General features: G+C 67.0%; 11 protein-coding genes and 2 pseudogenes. 5 read left to right on the top strand and 8 right to left on the bottom strand.

Annotation, left to right across the window (positions count from 1 at the left end):
• Positions 1 to 49 precede the first annotated feature (49 nt).
• A pseudogene (locus tag OG734_RS46670) lies at positions 50 to 1743 on the top strand (ISAzo13 family transposase).
• Between the two features lie 11 nt (positions 1744 to 1754).
• Here OG734_RS46670 and OG734_RS46680 read toward each other — a convergent pair.
• Positions 1755 to 2075 carry a transposase gene (locus tag OG734_RS46680; RefSeq protein WP_330293447.1) on the bottom strand — a complete coding sequence of 107 codons (321 nt, stop codon included), beginning with the start codon at positions 2073 to 2075 and terminating at the stop codon, positions 1755 to 1757.
• A gap of 239 nt (positions 2076 to 2314) precedes the next feature.
• On the opposite strand from OG734_RS46680, the gene OG734_RS46685 reads away from it, so the two are divergent.
• A complete protein-coding gene (locus OG734_RS46685) occupies positions 2315 to 3313 on the top strand; it encodes an ArsR/SmtB family transcription factor (RefSeq protein ID WP_330293448.1) in 999 nt (332 codons plus the stop codon).
• Between the two features lie 1341 nt (positions 3314 to 4654).
• On the opposite strand, the gene OG734_RS46690 is transcribed toward OG734_RS46685, so the two are convergent.
• The 7 genes from OG734_RS46690 to OG734_RS46720 all read right to left on the bottom strand — a co-directional run bounded on the left by OG734_RS46690 (position 4655) and on the right by OG734_RS46720 (position 16267).
• The gene (locus OG734_RS46690) at positions 4655 to 6292 is read right to left on the bottom strand and encodes a GDSL-type esterase/lipase family protein (RefSeq protein WP_330293449.1); all 1638 of its coding nucleotides are present in this window, start codon (positions 6290 to 6292) and stop codon (positions 4655 to 4657) included.
• 175 nt (positions 6293 to 6467) lie between these two features.
• Positions 6468 to 8528: an alpha-L-fucosidase gene (locus tag OG734_RS46695; RefSeq protein WP_330293450.1), complete on the bottom strand. Its 2061-nt coding sequence runs from the start codon at positions 8526 to 8528 to the stop codon at positions 6468 to 6470.
• Positions 8529 to 8845: 317 nt separating this feature from the next.
• Entirely contained in the window at positions 8846 to 9307 is a 462-nt protein-coding gene (locus OG734_RS46700) for a LutC/YkgG family protein (RefSeq protein WP_330293451.1), read from the bottom strand.
• A gap of 346 nt (positions 9308 to 9653) precedes the next feature.
• Positions 9654 to 11156, bottom strand: coding sequence for an RICIN domain-containing protein (locus tag OG734_RS46705; protein WP_330293452.1), 1503 nt, complete (start codon positions 11154 to 11156; stop codon positions 9654 to 9656).
• Between the two features lie 191 nt (positions 11157 to 11347).
• Complete coding sequence (locus OG734_RS46710; RefSeq protein WP_330293453.1) at positions 11348 to 12730, bottom strand: glycoside hydrolase family 43 protein; 1383 nt, start codon at positions 12728 to 12730, stop codon at positions 11348 to 11350.
• 399 nt (positions 12731 to 13129) lie between these two features.
• Complete coding sequence (locus tag OG734_RS46715; RefSeq protein WP_330293454.1) at positions 13130 to 15232, bottom strand: ricin-type beta-trefoil lectin domain protein; 2103 nt, start codon at positions 15230 to 15232, stop codon at positions 13130 to 13132.
• Positions 15233 to 15469: 237 nt separating this feature from the next.
• The gene (locus tag OG734_RS46720) at positions 15470 to 16267 is read right to left on the bottom strand and encodes a FadR/GntR family transcriptional regulator (protein WP_330293455.1); all 798 of its coding nucleotides are present in this window, start codon (positions 16265 to 16267) and stop codon (positions 15470 to 15472) included.
• A gap of 546 nt (positions 16268 to 16813) precedes the next feature.
• Between OG734_RS46720 and OG734_RS46725 the strand changes: the two are divergent.
• The 3 genes and pseudogenes from OG734_RS46725 to OG734_RS46735 form a co-directional block, all read left to right on the top strand.
• Positions 16814 to 17799 (top strand): annotated as a pseudogene (locus OG734_RS46725) (aldo/keto reductase); the annotation flags it as partial.
• Positions 17800 to 17848: 49 nt separating this feature from the next.
• Complete coding sequence (locus tag OG734_RS46730; protein ID WP_330294051.1) at positions 17849 to 18007, top strand: hypothetical protein; 159 nt, start codon at positions 17849 to 17851, stop codon at positions 18005 to 18007.
• Positions 18008 to 18235: 228 nt separating this feature from the next.
• Positions 18236 to 21349, top strand: a complete 3114-nt coding sequence (locus OG734_RS46735; RefSeq protein ID WP_330293456.1) for an RICIN domain-containing protein — start codon at positions 18236 to 18238, stop codon at positions 21347 to 21349.
• Positions 21350 to 21720: the final 371 nt, after the last annotated feature.

Below are 21720 nucleotides of genomic sequence, written 5' to 3' on the forward strand. Positions count from 1 at the left end.
CTGCCGGATTCGGGCCGATACCTCGCTGCTGCCATGCAGTTGGGCTGTTGTGGCGATTCCGGATGAAGTCCTGGCGGTACTGGACGCGAAGTTCGCGGTGGTGCTCCCGCATCTGGACGAGCGGCAGCGCCGTCTGTATCTGGCTTCCGAGGCCGAGGCTCTGGGGTACGGCGGGATCACGGCCGTGGCCAGGCTGGCGGAGGTTTCGGAGTCGACTGTCGCACGAGGGCGCGAGGAACTCGCGGGCGGAGCAGAGGCGTTGGGGCGGGTGCGCAGACCAGGCGGCGGGCGCAAGTGCGCTGCCGAACGCGACCCTGGTCTGGTGGCGGCTCTCGAGTTGTTGATCGAGCCGCGTGCAGTGGGTGATCCGGTGTCCCCGCTGCGCTGGACCACTGCCTCACTGCGGGACTTGTCCCGGGAGCTGACCGATGCCGGGCATCCGGTCAGCGCCCCGGTGGTCGGCAGCCTCTTGCGTGCCATGGGCTTCAGTCTGCAGGGCATGGCCAAGACCCGGGCCGGCAGCCAGGTGCCCGACCGGGACGCCCAGTTCCGGCACATCAACACCGCCGCCGAACACTTCCTGGCGCGGGGCCTGCCCGTGGTGAGCGTGGACACGAAGGCGAAGGAGCCGATCGGTGACTTCGCCCGGCCCGGCCGTACCTACCGGCCCAAAGGCAAGCCGATCACTGCCCCGGACCACGACTTCATCGACCCGGATACCCCGTTCGCCATCCCATATGGCATCTACGATCTGGGACGCGACAGCGGCTGGGTCAACGTGGGAACCGACCGGAACACCGCCGCCTTCGCGGTGGAGTCCCTGCGCCGTTGGTGGAAGATCCAAGGGCACCTCGACTACCCCGGTGTGGACCGCTTGCTGGTCACCGCAGACTCCGGAGGAGCCAACTCGGCCGACTCCCGTCTGTTCAAGATGGGCCTGGCCGATTTCGCCGACGAGTGTGGGCTGAGCATCACCATCATGCATTTCCCGCCAGGTACTTCAAAATGGAACAAAGTGGAACACCGGCTGTTCTCCCGAATCACCCACAGCCTGCGTGGGCAGCCTCTGACCAGCTACGAAGTGCTGCTGGAGACCATCTCTGCCACCCGCACCAGCACCGGACTGACGGTCCATGCCGCACTGGACGAGAACGCGTACCCCACCGGCCACGTGCTCACCCGGGCCGAGCGCAAGAACGTCGACCGGCGGGTCAAACGCGACGAGTTCCACGGCGAGTGGAACTACACCATCGCCCCGCAGGACCCCGACCAGCAGGTTCCGGAAGACCCACTCGACGAGTCGGGACCTCCGGTCCCGGCCGAGGCCACCTTCCTCCTCACCCACCCCGCACTCACCGGCATGTCCCGTGAACAGTTCGAACAACTCGTGCCCAGCTCGAACCCTGCCAACAGATTCTCACCGAAGCCGAACGACAGCGTGAAGGCAGGGACGGTCGTGGTCGCAACCCCGGCTTCGGCGTTCTCGATCACCGCCACCGCGTCCTGGCCGCCGTGCTCCGCAGCCGCAACACCGTCACCTTGACCCTCGCGGCCGAGCTGATGGGACGCACGCGCAACATGCTGAGCTACCACGCCGGGAAGTCCAAGCCAATGCTGGCCTTCGCCGGGCCCGAACTCGCCAGAGTCCTCGTCTTCCGCCGGACCCACCCTCCCCGCACACTCGAAGCCCTGAAGCGCCTAACCGAGCACCACGACAGCGAGATCAACTCCGGCAGTAGTTAAATTACGGGTCCTCACCAGTTCGTCTCCTTCGCGAAATACTTCGCAGCCCGCCGGAGTATGTCCCGTTCCATCTCCAGCTCGCGGACCTGCCGACGCAGCCGGCTGATCTCCGCGTCCTTCGCCGGTTCCACCGGCGTCGCGGTCCGAACCGGCGACGCCTGCCCGGCCGCCAGGCCAGCAGCCTCCGCGATGTCAGCCCTTTTCACCCACTGGCGCAGCGTCTCCCCGTTCACGCCGAGCTCTGCGGCGATGCGAGAGACCGGCCGGTCCGACGAGCGCACCAGCGCCACCGCGTCAGCCCGGAACTCCGCCGGATATCTGTACGTCCCCACTCGGGATCTCTCTTCTCCCTGGACCACTCATGATCCAGTCTCCGAGATGTCCACGATCAAGGGGGAGGGCCCCTCCCAGTGCACGTCGTTAGTTGTCACCAGTTCGTCGGAAACCCGTGAGTGAGTACCTGTTTGATATCCCGGGTCGACCGGCCGTGGCCTGATTGATCATTGCGTGACTTTCGTCCGGAACTGACACTGTTGTGGGCCAAACAGTGACGTGTAGGACGGGGCGCTCGGTGAAACGCATTCACTTCACTCCGGAGGACGTGGCGCGGACGCGCGTGGCCACGACGATCGGCGTGGCGGCGGAGACGTTCGACAGTGTGAAGCTACTGAAGGACCGCGACGCCAGTCTTGCCTTCCGCCGCTGGCACGTATCGGTACGTGGACGGCTGGGCGAACAGGTCGGCCCGCTCGCCGCGTTGATACCCAAACGCGGTCCGCTGATCGACGCGATGAGTCTCATGGGAGATACCGCATCCGTCGACGAGGCGGTGGACAACCTGATGGCGGCTCCCCGCGCCCTGATGCGCCTCGAACTGCAGAACATTGACTTCCACCCCGCACACCGAACCTGGGCCCAAACCCTGATGGACGGTGACCGGGAGGCTCGCCTCCAGGTGGCCACGGCACTCAGGGCCTGCCATAGCGTCACCGTCGCCCCCTACTGGAGCAGGGTGCGCTCCCATTTGAGCGAGGTCCGGGCCGGGTACGTGGGCACGATGGCCGACGGCGGGGTCGAGCGACTCTTCACCACACTCTGCGGTCCCTTGGTCCGCTGGCGGCCGCCCGTGCTCGAAGTTGTGCACACGCGGAATGCAGACATCCACTTGAACGGGCGAGGTCTCGTCATCGCGCCAACGATGTTCTCCAAACAGCAGGTGGAACTTCTGTTCCCGCCGCTGGACCTGGCCCGGGCACCCATTCTGGCCGTCCCCACCCTCAGCGGGACCTCGTTCGACATCGCGCTGTGGGACGGCGTCGGCGAGTCCACCGCCCCGTCACTCGACGGCCTGCTGGGACGTACCAGGGCCGCAGTACTGAGGACGACCGTCGGCGGATGTGGCACCACGGAGTTGGCCCGTCGCCTGAACATCTCGCCGGCGACCGCGAGCCACCACGCGACGGCGCTGCGCAAGGCCCACCTGGTCACCACACGACGCGAGGGCAAGGTGGCCCTTCATACGGTCACGCCACTGGGCATCGCCCTGCTGGGGCAGAACCCCCTCGTCTGACGGGAGGACCGGGCCGATACCGGGAGGGAGCCCGCGGCTGCGCACGTTTCGATCGTCTTCGAAACGTTGGTGTTTGTCCTCCGGTGACGCCTACGTTGAGGCAACAGGCGATTAACCGCCGCCACGGCGTGAGCCGGCGACGGATATACATCTCGTCAACAACTGGGGATCTGCATGATCAAAGGTCATATCGCAAAGGCAGTAGCTTCGACGGTGCTCGTCTTGGGAGGAGCGCTGTCCCTCGCGCCGAGCGCTGTAGCGGATAGCGGCTCGTCGCTGACCGCTGTTCCTGCGTCCAGCAACTCCGCACTGCTGTCATGTTGGGGACAACGGGTGTTCGGCAGCGCGGGCCACCATGGGAACAAAACCTGGTGCGACTCGGGGCGGTACCGCGAGGTGATCACGTGTGAGACCCTGGGGGGCTACCAGTACGTGCACTACGGTCCCTGGGTATGGGCATCTGCGGAGAGCACCGCATGGTGCAACCTCGGCGACGAGATCATCGGAGACCGGACGCAGGTGGGGTGAGACAGAGGCTCTTTCTGCCGTGGGCAGCAGCCTCGTCCAAGGTTTCGTCCGCGGTCTCTTGGTCCCGATGAAGGAGCCGGGGTGTCGTTGTTGACCGCAGTGACCTTGAGAACGATCAAACTGCGGGGCTCCTTGGCGAGCTCCGGGTAGTTGCGGGCACCACTGCCACGGCGTTCGCTGCTTCTCTTGCTCGTGTCACGCCAGCCTCGGCAGGTACCTACTGAAGGCCCGGTCTTGAACCGGGCCTTCACGGGTTTCCCACGAAGCTCTATGGCCAGGAAGACTGGTGTGTCAGGTGTCCTGGTTGTTCTTGCGCCGGATGAAGTGGTAGACGGTGCAGCCGACGCCGGTGGCGGCGACGAACACTCCGACGAGCGCCGCGTACGCGCCGGCGAGCGAGGGTGACCACAACCCCGACCATTGGCCCGGCCGTGCCGCGCACACCCCCGACCACAGCTGGTCACCCCGCCCGGAGCGCGTCCCGCGTGACGCGCAATTCGAACATGTAATCTAATGCCGGTATGGAGTCCACCGACTTTCCCGACGACCTGGTCCAGCTGCAGCAGCCTGGCATGCCGCCTACGCGGCCCCACGGCCCTGCGCCGTCGCTTGCTGCTCGGAACGCCCCTCCGTGTGATCGGCTCGTCGTCCACGGCGGTCTCCATGTTGGCCTTGCAGAGCCGGTATGCCTTGGCCGTCATCGTCGGCGGCAGCTGCCCGCAGGCGCACGGATGACGGGCCGTTCCGTCCGGTGCCCCGTACGCGGAGAGGGGGCGCCGAACAGAACTACGCCGTCCGGGAGGTGGGCACCGCTCAGGAGGTGAGCAGCGCGAGGTTCACCGTGTTGGCCATGGCCTGCATGCCCGCGCTGTTGGGGTGCACATGGTCGCCGCCGTCGTAGGCGGGGAGCAGCTGCGCCGGGTTGGCCGGGTCCCGGAGCGCCGCGTCGAAGTCGATCACCGCGTCGAAGGCGCCGCTGGTGCGGATCCAGTCGTTGACCTGGGCGCGGGTGGCGGCCTTGGCGGCGGTCTGCGAGGCCGGCAGGATCGTCCCGCCGATGATTCGGACACCGGCCGTGTGTGCCTGGTCGATCATGGTCTGGTAGCCGGCGATGATCTCGTCGGCGGTGGTGGGGATGGCGGTGGAGTTGATGTCGTTGATGCCCTCCAGCAGGATGACGTCCTTCAGGCCCGGCTGGGTCAGGACGTCGTGGGAGAACCGGGTGACGGCCGCGATGCCCTGCTGCGTGGACGGGCTGTCGTGGACCACGCGGTTGCCGCCGATGCCCGCGTTGACCACGCCGAGGCGCTGGCCGCCGGACTGGGCCTGGAGCCGCCGGGCGAGGTAGTCGGGCCAGCGCTGGTTGGCGTTGTCGGTGGCGCTGGAGCCGTCGGTGATGGAGTCGCCGATGGCAACGACGGTTCCCTTGGCCGTGGGTGACACGACGTCGAGTCCGGCGACGTAGAACCAGCGGGCCGTGGTGGTGGCGAAGTTCGTCGCGGCCTCCTCGGCGGCGTGGTTGCCGGTGCCCGCGGCGGACAGGTACGAGGTCTGGTGGGCGTCGTAGTGGTAGGTCGAGGCACCGGTGGTGCCCGGGAGGTAGACGCTCACCAGCAGGTTCTGCTCCGCGACGACCGGCATCGGGATGACGTCGCTGGTCAGTTCCTGCCCGGCGGGGATGGTCGGCGTGGCTGACCGGCCGAAGGTGACGGTACGCGTGGTGCCCGCGACCGCGGTGGCGCCGCTGGACCGGACCGCCACCGTGACGGCACCGACCGAGAGGGCGGTCGTGCTGCGCAGGTTGGACAGTCGGATGCGCAGCCCCGCGCCGGAGGTGTTGTTGTGGACGACCATCCGGATGGTCTGCGAGGTGAAGGTCTGGCCGCCGCTGACCATGCTCGGGCCCCAGGTCGCCGAGCGCAGGCGCTCGGTCAGGCTCCACTGCTGGTTGGTCGTGTTCTTGCAGGTCCACTGGATGATCGCGTGGTCCTCCGCGGTGGAGCCGTCGGAGACGTCCAGGCACAGGCCGCTGCGGGCGGAGACGATCGCCGAACCGCTGAAGGTCCAGTTCTGGTTGCTGGAGCCGGTGCAGGGCCACTGGATGATCGCGGCCCCCGCAGTCGTGGAGCCGTTCTGGACGTCCATGCACTTGCCGCTGTTGATGTTGACCAGCGAGAAGGTGCCGTCGCCGTGGTCGACCGCCTCCCACAGCTGGCCGGGGCCGCCGGAGGCGGTCTTCTGCACGACCGCCGCTGCATTGGCCAGGGAGTCCGACAGCACCGCGGCGTTCTTGCCGCTGTGCGCCGCTGTCAGCGCGTAGACGTGGCCGCCCTGCGGCGCGCCCGCGGCCGAGGCGTCTGCCGCCGGGACGAGGGCGAGTCCGGCAGCGGCCAGACAGGTGGCGGATGCCGTGGCCGTTAGTCTGGCGGAGAGTCTTCGGGAGGTGTGCATGTGCGGCCCTTCTTTGCTGGGTGGGGACGTGCGGCTCTTCCGCGTGGGGACGTGAGCGTCTTCTTCGTGGAGACGTGCGGGTCGGAGGGACCCCGGCCCACAGCGGCCACGCAGGAGGCACGTCGTGGCGCTGTGGCCGAAGAAGAGGTTCGGACGGCGCGGCCGTGACGGGTGGTCAGGAGGTGGGCTGGAACGTCCACAGCAGGTTGTTGTTGGTCAGCCAGGTCCACTGCTTGGTCACGGACCCGGAGGGGACCTGTCCGCCGCCGTCGAGGACGAGTCCGGTGGTGCGGTTGGCGATCGAGTACTGGCCGTTGCCGCGGTCGGTTATCTTCCACTGCTGGTGGGGGCCGCCGTTCCAGGCCGCTTGCTGGGCTGGAGCGCCGTTGCTGGTCGAGCCCCAGCCGTCGGCGACCATGCCGTTGGCGCGGTTGACCAGCCTGTAGTAGCCGTCGCCGAGGTCGACGGCCTGCCACTGGAGGTTGGGGTTGTCGACCGGCGTCCACTGCTTGAGGTTCGAGCCGCTGGCGACGTTGCCGCCGCTGTCCAGGGCCAGACCGTCCGTGACGTTGATCAGACGGAAGTACGTGGCCGGATTGAAGGTGACCTTCAGTGAGACGATGGCGTCGTTGTTGCCGGTCACCCGCAGGTCGGGATTGTCCGCGGTGAACGTCCAGGCCGTGCCGGTGAAGTTGTCGCCGGAGTAGCCCGTCACCCGGTAGCCCTGGGGCACCCTGAGCGAGGAGATGGTCGCGGAGCCAACTCCCGCGGCCGACAGCTGGGAGGAGGTGTAGCTGCCCAGCGTCAGGGCGGCGCTGGCTGAGGAGTAACTCACGTCCTGGAACACGGTCACCCGGGCTGCGCCGGCGGCCGTGGGGACGCCGCTGACCTCGAAGCAGACCACGGAGTCATTGGCGTCCGGGGCGGTAGCCGGCACGGTGACGCTGATCTGGCCGCCGCTGACGGTGTAGGTGAGCGAGGCCGAGGGGTTGTTCATCAGGTAGACGCGGCTGATGGTGTTGGTGATCGCGGGGATCTGCAGCACGCCGCCCGTGGGCCAGGTGAAGACGTGGGCGAACAGCTTGCCGTCCTTCTTGGTGGCCCGCCCCCAGGTGGGGTCGGTGGTGTAGGGGCTTGCCGTGGCTGCGTGCACGCTGTCGCCGTACGTCGCCATCCAGGAGGCCAGGCCGCGCAGGATGGTCACGGATCCGGCGGTGACCGAGCCGTCGCCCTTGGGGCCGATGTTCAGCAGGAAGTTGCCGTCCCGCGAGACGCAGGTGACGAGTTCCTGAACGAAGTCCTTGACGGGGCGGTAGGAGTTCTCTCGGCCCGCCTGGTAGCCCCAGGCACCGTTCATGGTGTCGCATCTCTCCCACTGGCGCTCCAGCGGCGCGTTGGGGACACCGAACTCCGTGACCGTGTAGTCGCCCAGACCGAGGTCCCGCTTGACCCGTTCGTTGACGACGAGTCCGGGCTTGCGGGCGATCAGCCAGTTGTAGAGGTCGACACCGTCCGACCGGAGCCACCAGTCATCGAGGGTGGGGCTGGAGGGTTCGCCGAACCAGTCGCCGTCGAACCACAGGAGCGCCGGGTCGTAGCGGTCCAGCAGCTCCTGCAGTTGGGCTTTCATGTCCGCGATATAACCCGTGCGGGCGGCCTGCGAGGCCATCGTGGTGAGACCGCTTCGGATGGTCTGGGAGGGGTGGTTCCAGTCCAGGATCGAGTAGTAGAGCCCGAACTTGACGCCTCGTGCCTCGCACTCGGTCTTGAGCGCCGCCAGCAGATCACCCTGGACACCGGCGTAGTCGTGCAGGTTGTACAGCTTGGTGCCGGTGGTGTCGGTGAAGCTGGGGACGTTGGAGTCCCACATGGCGAAGCCTTCATGGTGTTTGGCAGTGATGACCAGGTACTTCATGCCGGCGTCCGCCGCCAGTTGGGCGATGGCCGCGGCGTTGAACGCGGTGGGGTTGAAGTTCGCGGACACCTGGGTCTGGTAGTTGGCCTTGGACCAGCTCTCGGAGCTGAAGGCCCATTCACCGTGGCCGAGGTAGGAGTAGGACCCGAAGTGGATGAACATCCCGAACCGGGCCTGGTACCACCAGTCCATCTTCGAGGGGACCGAGTACGCCTCGGCGGCGGTGGGCCACAGGGCCTGCGGCAGTCCGAAGGCCACGGTGCCGCCGGCGAGGGCGGCGGCCTTGATGAGGGAGCGCCTGCTGAGGGGAGCGGAGGTCATTTGCGGCTCCAGAAGGGGTGAAGGGCACGGGGCGTGTCGACAGTCGTTTGTCCGTGACGCAGCCCGGACGGCGGGGAACGGCGGCTCGTGTCCGCTCAGGCCACATCTTCTCGGACATCGGATGTATTAAGCGGTGCGCCCTCACGTCTTGTCTAGAGCTAAGGACAGAAATAAGAAATCTCCTCGTCGCTGCCCCACGATCAGGTCAACGCGCAGGAATAGATCGGATCTATCACGGTCGATGCGTGGAAAATGCACACGGCTTCGCAGCGCGGCCACCTGACCGCACTGCGAAACCGTGATGTCCGCTCCGGCGGCTACGCGTCCCCCAGCACGATGATGTCGAGGGTCCTGGGCCCGTGTACGCCCTCCACCCGCTCCAGCTCGATGTCGCCGGTCGCCGAGGGACCTGAGATGAGTGTCAGCGGCCGCGACGGGTCGAGGCGGCGGAGCGCATCGGGCACGTCGGGTGTGATCTGATCGGCCCGGACCAGGCAGATGTGCTGGTCCGGGAGCAGCGTTAGGGTGCGCCGTCCCTGGCCCGGACCGTGGTCGAGGACCACGGTGCCGGTGACGGCGATGGCCACGGCGACCGTGGTGACCACGGCGTCCGCCGTGTCGAGCTGTCCGACGGTCAGCGGTGGGACGTCCGTCGGCAGCGACCAGGGTCCGTCCGGGACCAGGCCTTCGGGGAGCCCGGACGGCACCACGAGGGAACGTGCTCCGATACGGCTCAGAGCACGGCCCACGGCTGCCGCGGCAGCCGGCTGCCGGAACACGGACCACTGTGGCGCGGTACTCGGCGGCACGCTCGGCGAACAGCCCCACGACGTCCTCTCCCGCGTGGTCGGCGCGGCGACCACGCGGACGTGGCAGATCGTCGGGGCGCTCGGAGCCGGGAACACCGGACAGGACTGCCCGAACCGCGCTCAGGACGGTCTCGCGGCCGTTCATCGTCATTCCTTGCCTCCCGCCGTCGTACGGCTGTCTTCTCTCACACGTGGTCTCGTACGGTGCCACCAGGGCAGCGACGGGCAGCCCGCCAGCAGCACGCTTCCGCGAGAGCGTCACCAACGTCGAGCCCTCATACAGCCCGCTCGGTGGCGGGGCCGCCGGGGCACGCAGTCAGGAGACGGTCCAGGTCTCGCTGTTGGTGCTGGCGCTGCCGCCGAGTTCCTGGTCCACCGCCGCTCCCTGGGTGGTGGAGCCCGCGACGCCGATGTGCAGGCCGCTGCCGATGCCCACCAGCATGTAGTTGCTGCCGGTGTAGCTGCCGGTCAGGTCGAGGGCCCACTGCTGGTTGGTCTGGCCGTTGCAGGTCCACTGGTGCAACTGGACGCCGGTGGTGGCCGACTTGTCGGGGACGTCCAGGCACAGGCCGCTCTTGACGCTCTTGAGCGTGTAGATGTTGTCCGCGACCCGGGTGAGGGTCCACTGCTGGTTGGTACCGCCGGTGGACGGCCACTGGATGATCTTGGCGCCGGTCGCCGTGGACCCGCTGGAGACGTCCATCAGCATCGAGCTGCCGAGGTTCTTCAGCGTGTGGACCCCTTCCGAGGGGATCCCGCTGCCGGCCGTCCACGTGCCCGCGTCCACGTCGAGGGACCAGGTCGGGTACTGGCCGAGGTTCACCGTCGTGCCCCGGATGGTCAGCGGCAGCCAGATCAGCTTCGACGCGCCCAGGTTGGCGGTGTCCCAGCGGTCACCGGCGTAGATGTACGTGGTGCCGGAGGTGCCCTGGACGGTGATGACGTTCGCCGTCTGGCTGCCGTAGGTCTTAGTGCCGGGGGCGGCGAAGTTCCGGAGCGCCGACCACGGGCCGCTCAGTGAGGTGGCGGTGGCGTAGACGTTGTCGTTCAGGCTCCAGCCCGTCAGGTGGGAGCCGAAGACGTAGTACATGCCGCCGATCTTCACCATGGCGGGCGACTCGACGCTGGCACTGCCGCTGCTGCCCAGCACCGCCACCGAGCTGTCCACGGAGAGGTAGTCGGCGGACAGCTTGTAGATGCGCAGGCCGTTGTTGCGGTCCTCGCTGAGCAGGTAGCCGGTGCCGTCGGTGTCCTGGAACAGGCCGAGGTCCCGGCTGAGGTTGCCCTGCGGCCGGAAGCTGCCCCGGTAGGTGTACGGGCCGCACGGGGTGCTGCTGGTGGCCACACCGACCTTGGCCTCGGCGTAGTTGGTGCTGTCGATGTGCATGTACATCACGTACGTGCTGGTCGACGCGTTGTAGATGACCTTCGGCCGCTCCACGATGCGGCTGGGGCCCAGGTCACCACTGGCCTGCAGCCCCAGGGCCTGACCCCGGTAGGTCCAGTTGGCGAGGTCGGTCGAGGTGTAGCACGGGATGTCCTGGAAGGACGTGTCCCCCGACGCCTTGCCGGTCTTGTCCTCGCCGAAGCCGTACCAGGTGCTGCCCACCTTGATGATGCCCAGGCCGTGCAACTGCAGGGTGTTGCCGTTCTGGTCGGTCCGGTCGGCACCCGTCGTGAACGTCACCGAGGCCGCTTGTGCCTGCGTGGCGGGGACGAGCAGGGCGGCGAGACCGCCGAGCAGGGTCAGGAGCGTGACGAGCGTGGTCCGCCATCGGGCACGCGGTGGCGGTGTGCGGTGCGATGTGGTGTCGGGCATGGTCTCGCCTCTCCGTTGAGGTCCGGGGATGGTGCGGGCGTACGGGTGTACGGGTGTACGGGTCGAGCGGTGGGATCCTGGGGCCGCTCAGGGGGCGAGCGGGATGGTGATGGTGTTCCAGGACATCGGCGGCAGCAGGGCGCTCAGCCGCCCAACGGCGCCCTTCTCTGTGCGGGCCTCGGTGGTGTGGCTCAGTACCAGACGGGGAATGTGGCGTCGGCCCGGCCGCCGGCGGTGGAGATCGGGTCGATGCGCAGCACGTAGTCGTAGTGCCGGATGTAGCGGTCGGGGTAGTTGTACGAGCGGAACGACGACCAGGACGGGTCGGCGAGCCCGGCGGTCTTGTAGAAGGTGGCGTCCTTGGCGAACGTCGTGGTGCCGTCGTTGACGTCCAGTCGCAGCTGGTAGTAGGAGTGCCGCAGGTAGCGGGTCGGGTTGTTGACGGACTGGAAGGAGACGCCGGAGGAGTCGGCCAGCCCCGGCACCAGCTTCCATTGCGAGTCGGTGTACGGGTCGAACGGGTACGGGTCGATGCGGCCGATGTAGTCGGCGTGCCGCCAGTATCTGTCCGGGAAGTTGTAGGACTTCAGCCGGTTCCAGGCGGGCTTGCCCCACTTGGCGACCATGTTGTCGTGCACCGTCTGGGGGATCGGCTGGATGGTGGCGTGTTTGGAGTTCAGCGGCTGGGTGTAGATGCGCCGGTCGGTGGCGGTCCAGGTGCCGGTGGACAGGTCAATGGTCTGCCAGGCGTAGAACAACCCGTTGGCGTCGCCCCACAGGTACCAGGTGCCGGAAGCCTGGGCGAGGATCGGGGCCTCGATGCCTCCTTGCGGCGCCAAGCCCGAGGTGAAGACCCTGAAGCTGCCGGGATCGAGCGAGGTGGACCTCGCGCCCACGAGGCTGTTGCGCGCCTTGAAATACAGGTAGTTGACGCCGTTCACGTTCATGGCCAGGGAGCCGTCGATGATGTCGTAGCCCGGGTCGAAGAAGACCTGCGGCGACGTCACCGTCGTGAAATCCGTGGTGTAGTTCACCATGATCACGTTGTGTCCGCTGCTGTTGACGGACGAGTAGATGATGGCGTACTGGCCGCGGGAGGCGTCCCAGAAGGCTTCGGGCGCCCAAGTGTGGGTGGCCATCGAGTGCAGCTTCAGCAGGCGGTAGTTGTCGAAGGAGCGCAGGTCGGCGGAGTCCCAGACGTGGATGTACTGGCTCTGCAGATTCCAGTTGGTCCCCTTCAGGTCAGTCGCCATGACGACGAAGGTGCCGTCCTGCTTGGGCAGGATGAAGGGGTCGCGCAGGCCACCCGTGCCCCGGGTCGGGGTCACGACGGGGTTGTTCTGGTTCAGCGGCATCCACTGCAGCGCGTCGGTGCTGACCGCAAGGTGCAGGCCGTAGTCCGCGCCAAGGCCGTTCGGCGATGCAGTGAAGTAGCCCATGACGAACGGGGAGCCGGTCGCGGCGGCCGCGGACTGGCTACCGATGGTCAGCGCGCCGGTCATGGACAGCGGGACGGTCGCGGCCATGCCGAGGAACAGTCGGCGCGACGGGAGAGGGGTTGCGCTTGCGCTCATCTGTGTCTCCAGGGGGTGTACAGGGGTGGGGAAGTGGCGCGTCGAAAGTCCAGTCTTCTTCCTGCAAGGGCCCCTCAAGGGTCTCTAGCCGCTGGACTGGGGTGGTTGGGGTTGGTGACGGACCGCCGACAGGCGGCCGTCGAAGGTGATGTCGAAGGCGTTCGGCGCGTTCTTCCAGCGCATGGTCCAGGGGGCTGACCTTGCCGGTGGGGCCTGGGCCGACATGATCGCCATGTCGGCCCGGGCCCGGCCCGTCAACTCGTCACATCAGCTGGTCGTCCACGGCCTTCGTGGGCTCGACAGCCTCGGACTCGGACACGTTCTCGCTGGTCGTCGATGCATCTTCCATGATCGGGAGTTACACCGATCGTCGTACAGTTCCTCGCACTGTGGTGCGGGCTACGACAGGGTCCACTTCTGGGTGTTGCTGCCGTTGCAGGTCCACAGGACCAGCTTGGTGCCGTTGGCGGTTCCCCCGCCGGTGGCGTCCAGGCAGAGGCCGGCGTACACGTTGGTGATGGTGCCGTCCGCGTTGACGTTCCACTGCTGGTTGGTCTGGCCGTTGCAGTCCCAGATGACGACCCTGGTGCCGTTGGTCGTGCCACGGTTGTAGGCGTCCAGGCACTTGTTGCCGTAGACCACGAGCTGCTTGCGGGAGGTGTTGTTCCACGACTGGTTCTCGCCGCCGTTGCAGTTCCACAGCTGCGCGTCGGTGCCGTTGATGATGGTGTTGTTGTTGATGTCGAGGCAGCGGTTCGACTGCGCTCCGACCACCTGGGCGCCGTTCGCGCCGGGCAGCGGGCGGATTTCGATGGCGTCGAAGTCCGGTGTCCAGGCGGAGGAGTTGGAGAACGTCAGCGTGTTCGACGAGCCCTTGGCCAGGGAAACCTCGACCGAGACGGTGCCGGGCGTGGTCCAGGAGCCGGTCGGCGGGAAGGACACCGTAGTGGCCTGCTGCCCGTTGACCTGGAGGACGGCCGTACGGGCGGCGTTGGCGCCGTTGGTGTAGGCGATGTCGACGACCTTGGTGCCCGTGGCGTCGGCCGTGACGTTGTTGAAGCGGAGGGTGTTGGCGGCGCCGTTGCCGACGTTGCCCACCTTGGTGCCGCCGGAGCAGTTGGCGCAGGTGGCGTTGGCCGCGGAGCCGCCCTTGGTGTTGGCGGTGGCCTCGGCCTCGTACGTGGAGCTCGCCGCCTCGGTGCCGCCGGTGACGGTGAGTATCACGGAGTCCCTGGCGGGGACGGAGACGGTGTAGCTGGTGCTGATGCTGCCCACGTTGGAGCGCGTCCAGAGGTTGCGGACCGTGGCGGAGGCGCCGGTCAGGCCGAGGTCGGACCAGCGGACGGTCATGTTCTGCGCGCTGCCCGTGCGGTTGAGCAGGACGACGGCCCGCTTGCCGGTGCCGGACAGGACCTTGCTGTAGACCTGCAGTCCGGTGGTGTCCTCGGCGACCTTGACGCCCTGGAGGCCGCGCGGGTCCTGGTCGACCGCGATGACCTCGGGGTTGGTGAGGATGTCACGCGTCTGCGTGCTCATCGTGGCTATGTTGTTGCCGGCGAGGAGCGGGGCGCCGGAGACGGCCCACAGGTTCATGTGGCTGCGGTTCTGTGCGGCGGTGAAGCCATCCAGGCCGACCATGAGCATGTCCGGGTCGTTGTAGTAGCCGGTGTGCTGGCCCGAGGGGTGCACGTTGGTGTCGAAGTTGGCGAGCATGTGGTCCCACGACGGCGTCTGGCCGTGGAAGATGATGTCGGTGTTGGTACGCCACAGGGCGGCCATGCCGGCGCCCCAGTTCCAGGGGTTCTGCTTGCCCCAGTTGCAGATGGACAGTTTCAGCTCGCGGCCGGTGGTGGCGGTCGCCTTGGTGGCGGCGTCGCTGATGGCCTGGTACGTCGTCTTCGCGTCGAGGCCCTCGACGTCGCCGCCGCACCAGTCGACCTTGACGTAGTCGAAGCCCCACTTGGAGAACTGGAGCATGTCCTGCTCGTAGTGGCCCTCGCTGCCGCTGCCGGGCGCGGCCGGGCGGCCCGTGGGGAAGTAGTAGCCGCAGCCGTCCTTGCCCGCGTCGGTGTAGATGCCCGCCTTGAGGCCCTTGCTGTGGATGTAGTCGGCGATGGCCTTCATGCCGCCGGGCCACTCGGACTCGTCGATGGTGATGTTGCCCGCGCTGTCGCGGGTGCCCTGCCACCAGCCCTCGTCGAGGTTGATGTACTTGTACCCGGCCTGCGGCAGTCCGGCCGCGACGAAAGCGTCGACCTGCGCCTTGATCACGTTGTAGTCGATCTTCGCGGCGAAGGTGTTCCATGATGCCCAGCCCATCGGCGCGGTGGCCACCGGGATCTGGTTGGACGTCACCGCGACCGGTTCCGCCCGGTCCAGTTCGGTGGCCTGCTGGTGCTGGAGGCCGACCAGGGCGCCGGCGGCCATCGCGAGCACCGCGGCACGGACGAGGACGGCTCTGCACAGGCGTCTTGTTCGAGGGGCGAAACGTTGAAGAGGCATACGGGTCCTTCCGGGGGCATACCAATCGAACACCGACGATTGCTCGATATATCGAACAATGCACGGATTTCCGAACAGGTCTCGCTGAAGCTAGAGTTCCGGTTGCGCGGAAGTCAACGGATCGTTCTGGCTTTTCTGAGGCGTCTTGGTGGTACGGGACATCCGCAACGCACCGAAGGGTGCGTCCGCGTCGATGCGCCAGCAAGACGCGCCCCGGGCGCGCGCGCTGACGCAGCGTTACCCGAACAGGCGCCGCTGGATCTCGCGCCGGTAGTCCTCCAGGGTTCTGTCGAGGTGTACCGCGGTGGCCTGCGCCGCTTCCTCGGCGTGGCCGTCACGGATGGCCCGGTAGATCGCCTCGTGTTCCTCGACCGCCGCCCCGGTGTGCTCACTGAACGTGTCATGGATACCGATGGCGCTGGACTGGCGCTGCAGACGTCGTGCGTCGCGCACGGCGCTGGCGAGGAAGGTGTTGTGCGAGGCCGCGGTCACGGCCGCGTGGAAGTCGTCGTCCGCCTGGTTGAAGACGTCGACCTGACCGTGGACGAACCCGTGCCGGCACTGCTGCATGGCGAGCTCGATGGTGCGCAGTTCGGAGGGAGTGGCACGGGTCGCCGCCAGGCTGCTGGCGGCCATCTCCTGGACCCGGCGGAACTCGAACAGCATCAGAACGTGGTCGAGATCGACGGGCCGGAAGAAACCTCCCCACCGGCTGGTGATGAGCATGCCCTCGTCGTCCGCAACGAACAGGCCTCGCCCCTTGTGGGCCCGTACGCGGCCGAGCGCCGAGAGGATCTTCACGGCTTCCCGCACCACCGCCCGGCTGGTGTTCAGCGTCTCGGCCAGATCGATCTCCGTGGGCAGCCGGTCCCCCGCCACCAGACGCTCCTCGGCGATGTACTCCAGGATCCGCTCCGCCACGATTTCGTACCCCGGGCGGTAGTCACGCCGCTCGTCCGAGCCGTTCACCGCCGTGGGCGCAGCGGGAAGGACCTGCACCGGCAGGGCCGCTTCGGTCGCTGGCGTGTCGTTCATCTGTGCTGCCTCCCGGGTGACTGCGGCGAAGGCGACTGATCGCTTGGGGCCGCCAGCAGCGTACCTCAAATGAAAGATAAGTCGTACTCATTTTGATCAAGATCTACGACGTGAACTCTGGCTTCCCCGGCAGGTAAATGCCTTTTATCGGTCATAACCGTGCGCGAGCACTACGTCATCGCCCTCAAGTCCACCAAAGGAACGCCGTACGACCTCTTGACGAACCCCTTGATAAGGCGGCTAATTTCTTCCACGTCGGTAGCCGCACAGCCGCCTTCAGTGTCCGACGCCCGCCCGGGACGGTCCGGCGTCACCCCGTCCTCGCGCCACCCCCCGACCTTCTCGGGGCGCCTGCCAACCCAGTGGAGTCACTCATGACCGTCAACAAGTCTTCGTCCAGCCCGAAGAGATCGCGCGGCAAGAAGCGTGCGGCGTTGCTGGCCGGGTGCGCGGCCACGGTGTTGCTGCGTCGAGGCGCTCATCGCGGGCGGATCAGCCCACGTGGGGCGCTGACGCACGCCGATCGACATCCACGAGGAGGACGTCATGCAACGCCGGAACATCCACAACACCTCCGTGGAACTCACCGAACTCGGATTCGGCGCGTCGGTGATCGGCAACCTCTACCGGACCACCTCGGCGGCAGACGCGTCGGCCGCCGTCGACGCGGCCTGGGACGCGGGCATACGGTACTTCGACACCGCCCCGCACTATGGTCTCGGGTTCTCCGAACGGCGCCTAGGGGCGGCCCTGCGGCAGCGCCCTCGGGACGAGTACGTCGTCTCCTCCAAGGTCGGCCGACTCCTTGTCCCCAACGAACGTCCACAGGGCGTCGACAATGAGGGCTTCGTCGTACGGGACGACCTGCGCCGACAGTGGGACTTCAGCCGCGACGGCGTGCTCCGGTCCATCGAGGACTCCCTGCGCCCGCACCGGCCTGGACCGGCTCGACATCCTCTACCTGCACGACCCCGACGACAATTGGAGGCAGGCCGCCGATGAGGCCATGCCCGCCCTGGCGGACCTGCGTGACCAAGGGGTTGTCGGGGCCATCGGCGCCGGAATGAACCAGTCGGCCGTGCTCTCCCGCTTCCTGCGCGAGACCGCCGCCGACGTCGTGATGCTCGCCGGGCGCTACACGCTCCTCGACCAGTCCGCGCTGGACGACGTCCTGCCCGCCGCGCGGGAATCGGGCAAGAGCGTCGTCGAGGTCGGAGTCTTCAACTCTGGGTTGCTCTTGCGTGAGTGGCCCGCCGAAGGCATGAAGTACGACTACCAGGACGCCCCACCGGAACTGGTCGCGCGCACGGGCGATCGCGGAGGTCTGCGAGGGGCACGGCACCAGCCTTCCCGCCGCCGCCATCGCCTTCCCGACCACCCACCCCAGCACCGTCAATGTCACGCTCGGCATGCGCGACCGCGCACAAGTGACGCAGAACGTGGAACTCCAGCGAAGCGCTGTACCCCGGGCGCTCTGGGACGACCTCCGGTGCCAGGGGCTGATCAGGCCCGACGTTCTCACCACCAGCGGTATCCAGGGCACGGCCGACCGCCCCGCGCCCGATGGACGGTCCGCGGCACATGATGACGGCACCCGCGGGGGAGTTCCCGATGACGCTGACCGGCAAGGGCCACCACCACGGGGCAGCCACCGTGGACGAACCGCTCCACGACCTCATAGAGGACACGATCGACGCGCTCCCCGTCGGCGCCACGACCGCCTTCTGTCGCCCGGCCTGACCGATTACCCAGACCACACCGTGTCCGTCGCGAGGGAAGCCAGCACGGCTTCTGCGGCTGCGAAGTCGCCCCCGATCCGCGAGATTGTGCCGCTCACCGACGCTCCTGAACCCTCGGGACGCTCAAGGGCCGGGGCCGGTGAAGATCCGCTTCAACCGCACTGACAACACCCCGGAGCCGCCGCATGAACGCTTTCCCGACCGTCCGAACCAGCAGGAGGGGCAGACGATGAAGCCCGTCACCTCCACCATCCGCAAGTTGTCAGCAGTGCTTGCGATGGCTCTCCCCGCGGTGCTGCTGACATCCCTCACGACGTCGGCCCCGGCCTCGGCCGCGACCCAGGCGACCTACTACGTCGCCCCCGGTGGCAACGACGCCAACGCCGGGACGATCACCGCGCCGTTCAAGACCCTGCAGCACGCACGGGACGTCGTGCGCACGGTCAACAGCAACATGACCGGAGACATCAACGTCTTTCTCCGCGGCGGCAACTACCCGGTGAGCAGCACCATCAACTTCACGTCGGCCGACTCCGGAACGAACGGCCACCATGTCGTGTACGCCGCCTACCAGAACGAGAAGCCGGTGCTGAACGGAGGCGTTCAGGTGACCGGCTGGACACAGCACAGCGGGAACATCTGGAAGGCCCCGCTGAACCGCGACAACAAGCTCCGCGCGCTCTACGTCAACAACAAGCGCGCCCAGATGGCCTCCAAGACGATCCCCTCGGCCGGATGCTACGGGACCTACACCATCACGGCCGGCCAGGCTCCCTGGGCCTGGGAGTCGGGTTCGGAGTGCGACGGAGCCAAGTACGCTCTCTCCGATCTGCCCGCCGTCGCCGCCAACCAGGACGACGTCGAAATCAAGTATCCGACGACCTGGACCACATCCATCGTGGGAGTCCGCCAGATCACCACGAGCTCGGACGGCGCCAATCGCGTGGCCCTGTTCCAGCAGCCGGGTGCGGCCATTGCCCAGGGACCGCCGAACGGCAACTTCGCCGCCGCCGGCGGCACCCCAACTTTCATGAACGCGTACGAGTTCCTGGACCAGCCCGGCGAGTTCTACTTCGACAAGACGAACCACACGCTGTACTACTACAAGTCCAGCTCCGAGGACATGACATCGGCGGAGGTCTTCGCGCCGAACAACGTGTCCACCCTCATCAAGATCGCCGGCACGTCCACGACCGACCACGCGCGGAACATCACCTTCTCCGGGCTCACGGTCGAGCACTCCGACTGGAACCTGGTCAATGTCGCGGGCTCCGTCTTCCGGCAGGGCCAGCAAGGCAACGCCAGCTCGACCGTGTACGCGCAGAAGAACTTCCACGCGTACACCTACCGCAACGTCGACCTGCCGCCGGGGATCATCCAGATCGAGAGCGCCGACGGGATCAGCCTGCTGCGCAACACGGTGCAGCACACCGGCGCCGACGGAATCAACATGGTCAACGACGTGAAGGACTCGCTGTTGACCGGCAACGTCACGAATGACATAGCCGGATCCGCCATCACCGTGGGGCACCCCCAGCACGTGTACATCGGGGACTACACCTCGACCAACAACGAGAAGTACCCGGTGAACGTCGAGGGACTCTGCAAGAACATCTCGATCAAGAACAACTACCTCTACGACAGCGCGGTGCTGTTCCAGGGGTCCAGCGCCGTGTCGGCGTACTTCGTCGATTCCCTGTCCGTGCAGCACAACCGGATCGAGAAGTCCCCGTGGGCGGGCATCACCCTCGGCTGGGGATGGTGGAACTTCGACGGTTCGTCGAACTCGATCCGACCGAATGTGCCGACCACCACGGCGAAGAACAACACCATCAGCTACAACCAGATCGTCGACACGATGCAGGTGCTCGGCGACTCCGCTCCCATCTACACGCTGGGCAGCCAGCCGGGAACCGAGATCAGCAACAACTACATCCAGGGCGTTCCGGCCGGCCACAAGTACGGAATGCACCCCGATGAAGGCTCCGCCTACCTCAACGAGCACGACAACGTGCTCGACCTTGACCCGAATGTCGCCTTCGCCATCTGCTCCGGCACGTGGGGCAAGCAGCACGACCTGAGCATCACCAACACCTACGGCACCGTCAACAAGATCAACGACAAGAACGTCCCGAACAGCACCATCGAGGACGTGCGCGCGTATGCGGACAGAGTGTGGCCGTCCCCGGCGTACGCCATCGCCGTGAACTCCGGTCTGGAGGACGCGTACAAGGACCTCGTCCTGCAGAGCAGCCTGGGCCTGCAGGACTACGCCCTGCCCGCGAGCACGTTCACCGGCAAGGGCGTGTCGTCCATCCCCCTCCGCAGCATCGGTGACGCGACCAGGACGCTCTGGCTGGCTCCCTCCGGTACGACGACGTTTGCCGTCGGCCCCACCATGACGAAGGCGGCCGGAACCGCGGCGGCCATCAGTGTCCCGCCGACGGTCGGCGACTACCGCCTCTACGTCGTGGACGCCCAGGGGAGTGCATCCGCCGCGTCGAAGTCGCTCGTACGGCAGCGATGGGCGTACGTCGACGACAAGAGCTCCGGCATTACCTACAGCTCCCCTTGGTCGAACTGGAACGACTCGCAGGACTTCAACGGGTCGGAGAGTTTCACGAGCACGGCGGGCGGCTACGTCCAGTACTCGTTCACCGGATCAGGCATTCGGTATGTCAGCATGAAGCAACCGAACATGGGGAAGGTGGACGTCTACATCGACGGCAGCCTCGCGCAGTCGGGCATCGACGCCTATGCCCCGACGGTGACGAAGCAGGTGGTGCTGTTCGAGAAGACGGATCTCGTCGCCGGCCCGCACACGATCAAGGTCGTGTGCACCGGAACGAAGAACGCGGCCTCTTCCAACGCCATCTGTGCACTGGACGCCTTCGCAGGCATCTCCTTCCCCGCCACCAACGCGTTCTACAAGCTCCTGGACAAGAACAGCGGCATGGCGATCGACATCCAAGGTGGATCCAGCTCCGACGGAGCGAGCGCCATCCAGTGGAACGACAGCGGCGCCCAGAATCAGCGCTGGCGGTTCGTTGCGGTCGGTGACGGCAGCTTCAAGATCATCAACCAGAGCAGCGGTAAACTGCTGGACGTCTACCAAGCGTCTACCGCGGATGGCGCGAACGTCGTCCAGTGGAACGACAAAAACGGTGCGAACCAGCACTGGACACTAGTCGCCGCCGGAAACGGCTACAACAAGATCAAGAACGTGAAAAGCGGCAAGCTGCTCACCGTGTCCGGCTCGTCGACGACAGCAGGCGCTCAGCTCGTGCAGACGACGGACACGAACGCCGACAGCCAGCTGTGGCAGGCGGTGAACGTGGACTGATTCCCTCCGCCACACGGGCCGCACACCCTGCTCAGCCACCTCGGCCGAGGGCCGGCGGTGGCGGCAGGCGCGCCGGCGGCATTGGCAGGGCGGGCAGCGACGTGCGGCGGCGGCCGCAGCGGGGCGGCGGCGGGCGGGCGGCGGCTTGCGCTGCTGCGGGGGCGGACCGAGGGAGGCGAAAGACCTGAGGGACGGTGTCGACGAGACGCGGGCCGACACCGTCCGCCTGCGGCCCGAGCATCGTGAGCTGTATCTGCGCCGCATTGCGCGACAAGCTCCTCGGCGACAAAGCGTGCTCGCAGGGTGTCCTCACCGTCACGCTCTCCGGACGCTACTGCAACAAACAGTCGGTCTAGCCGGATCACCGGCCG

Source organism: Streptomyces sp. NBC_00576, assembly GCF_036345175.1.
GTDB lineage: Bacteria > Actinomycetota > Actinomycetes > Streptomycetales > Streptomycetaceae > Streptomyces.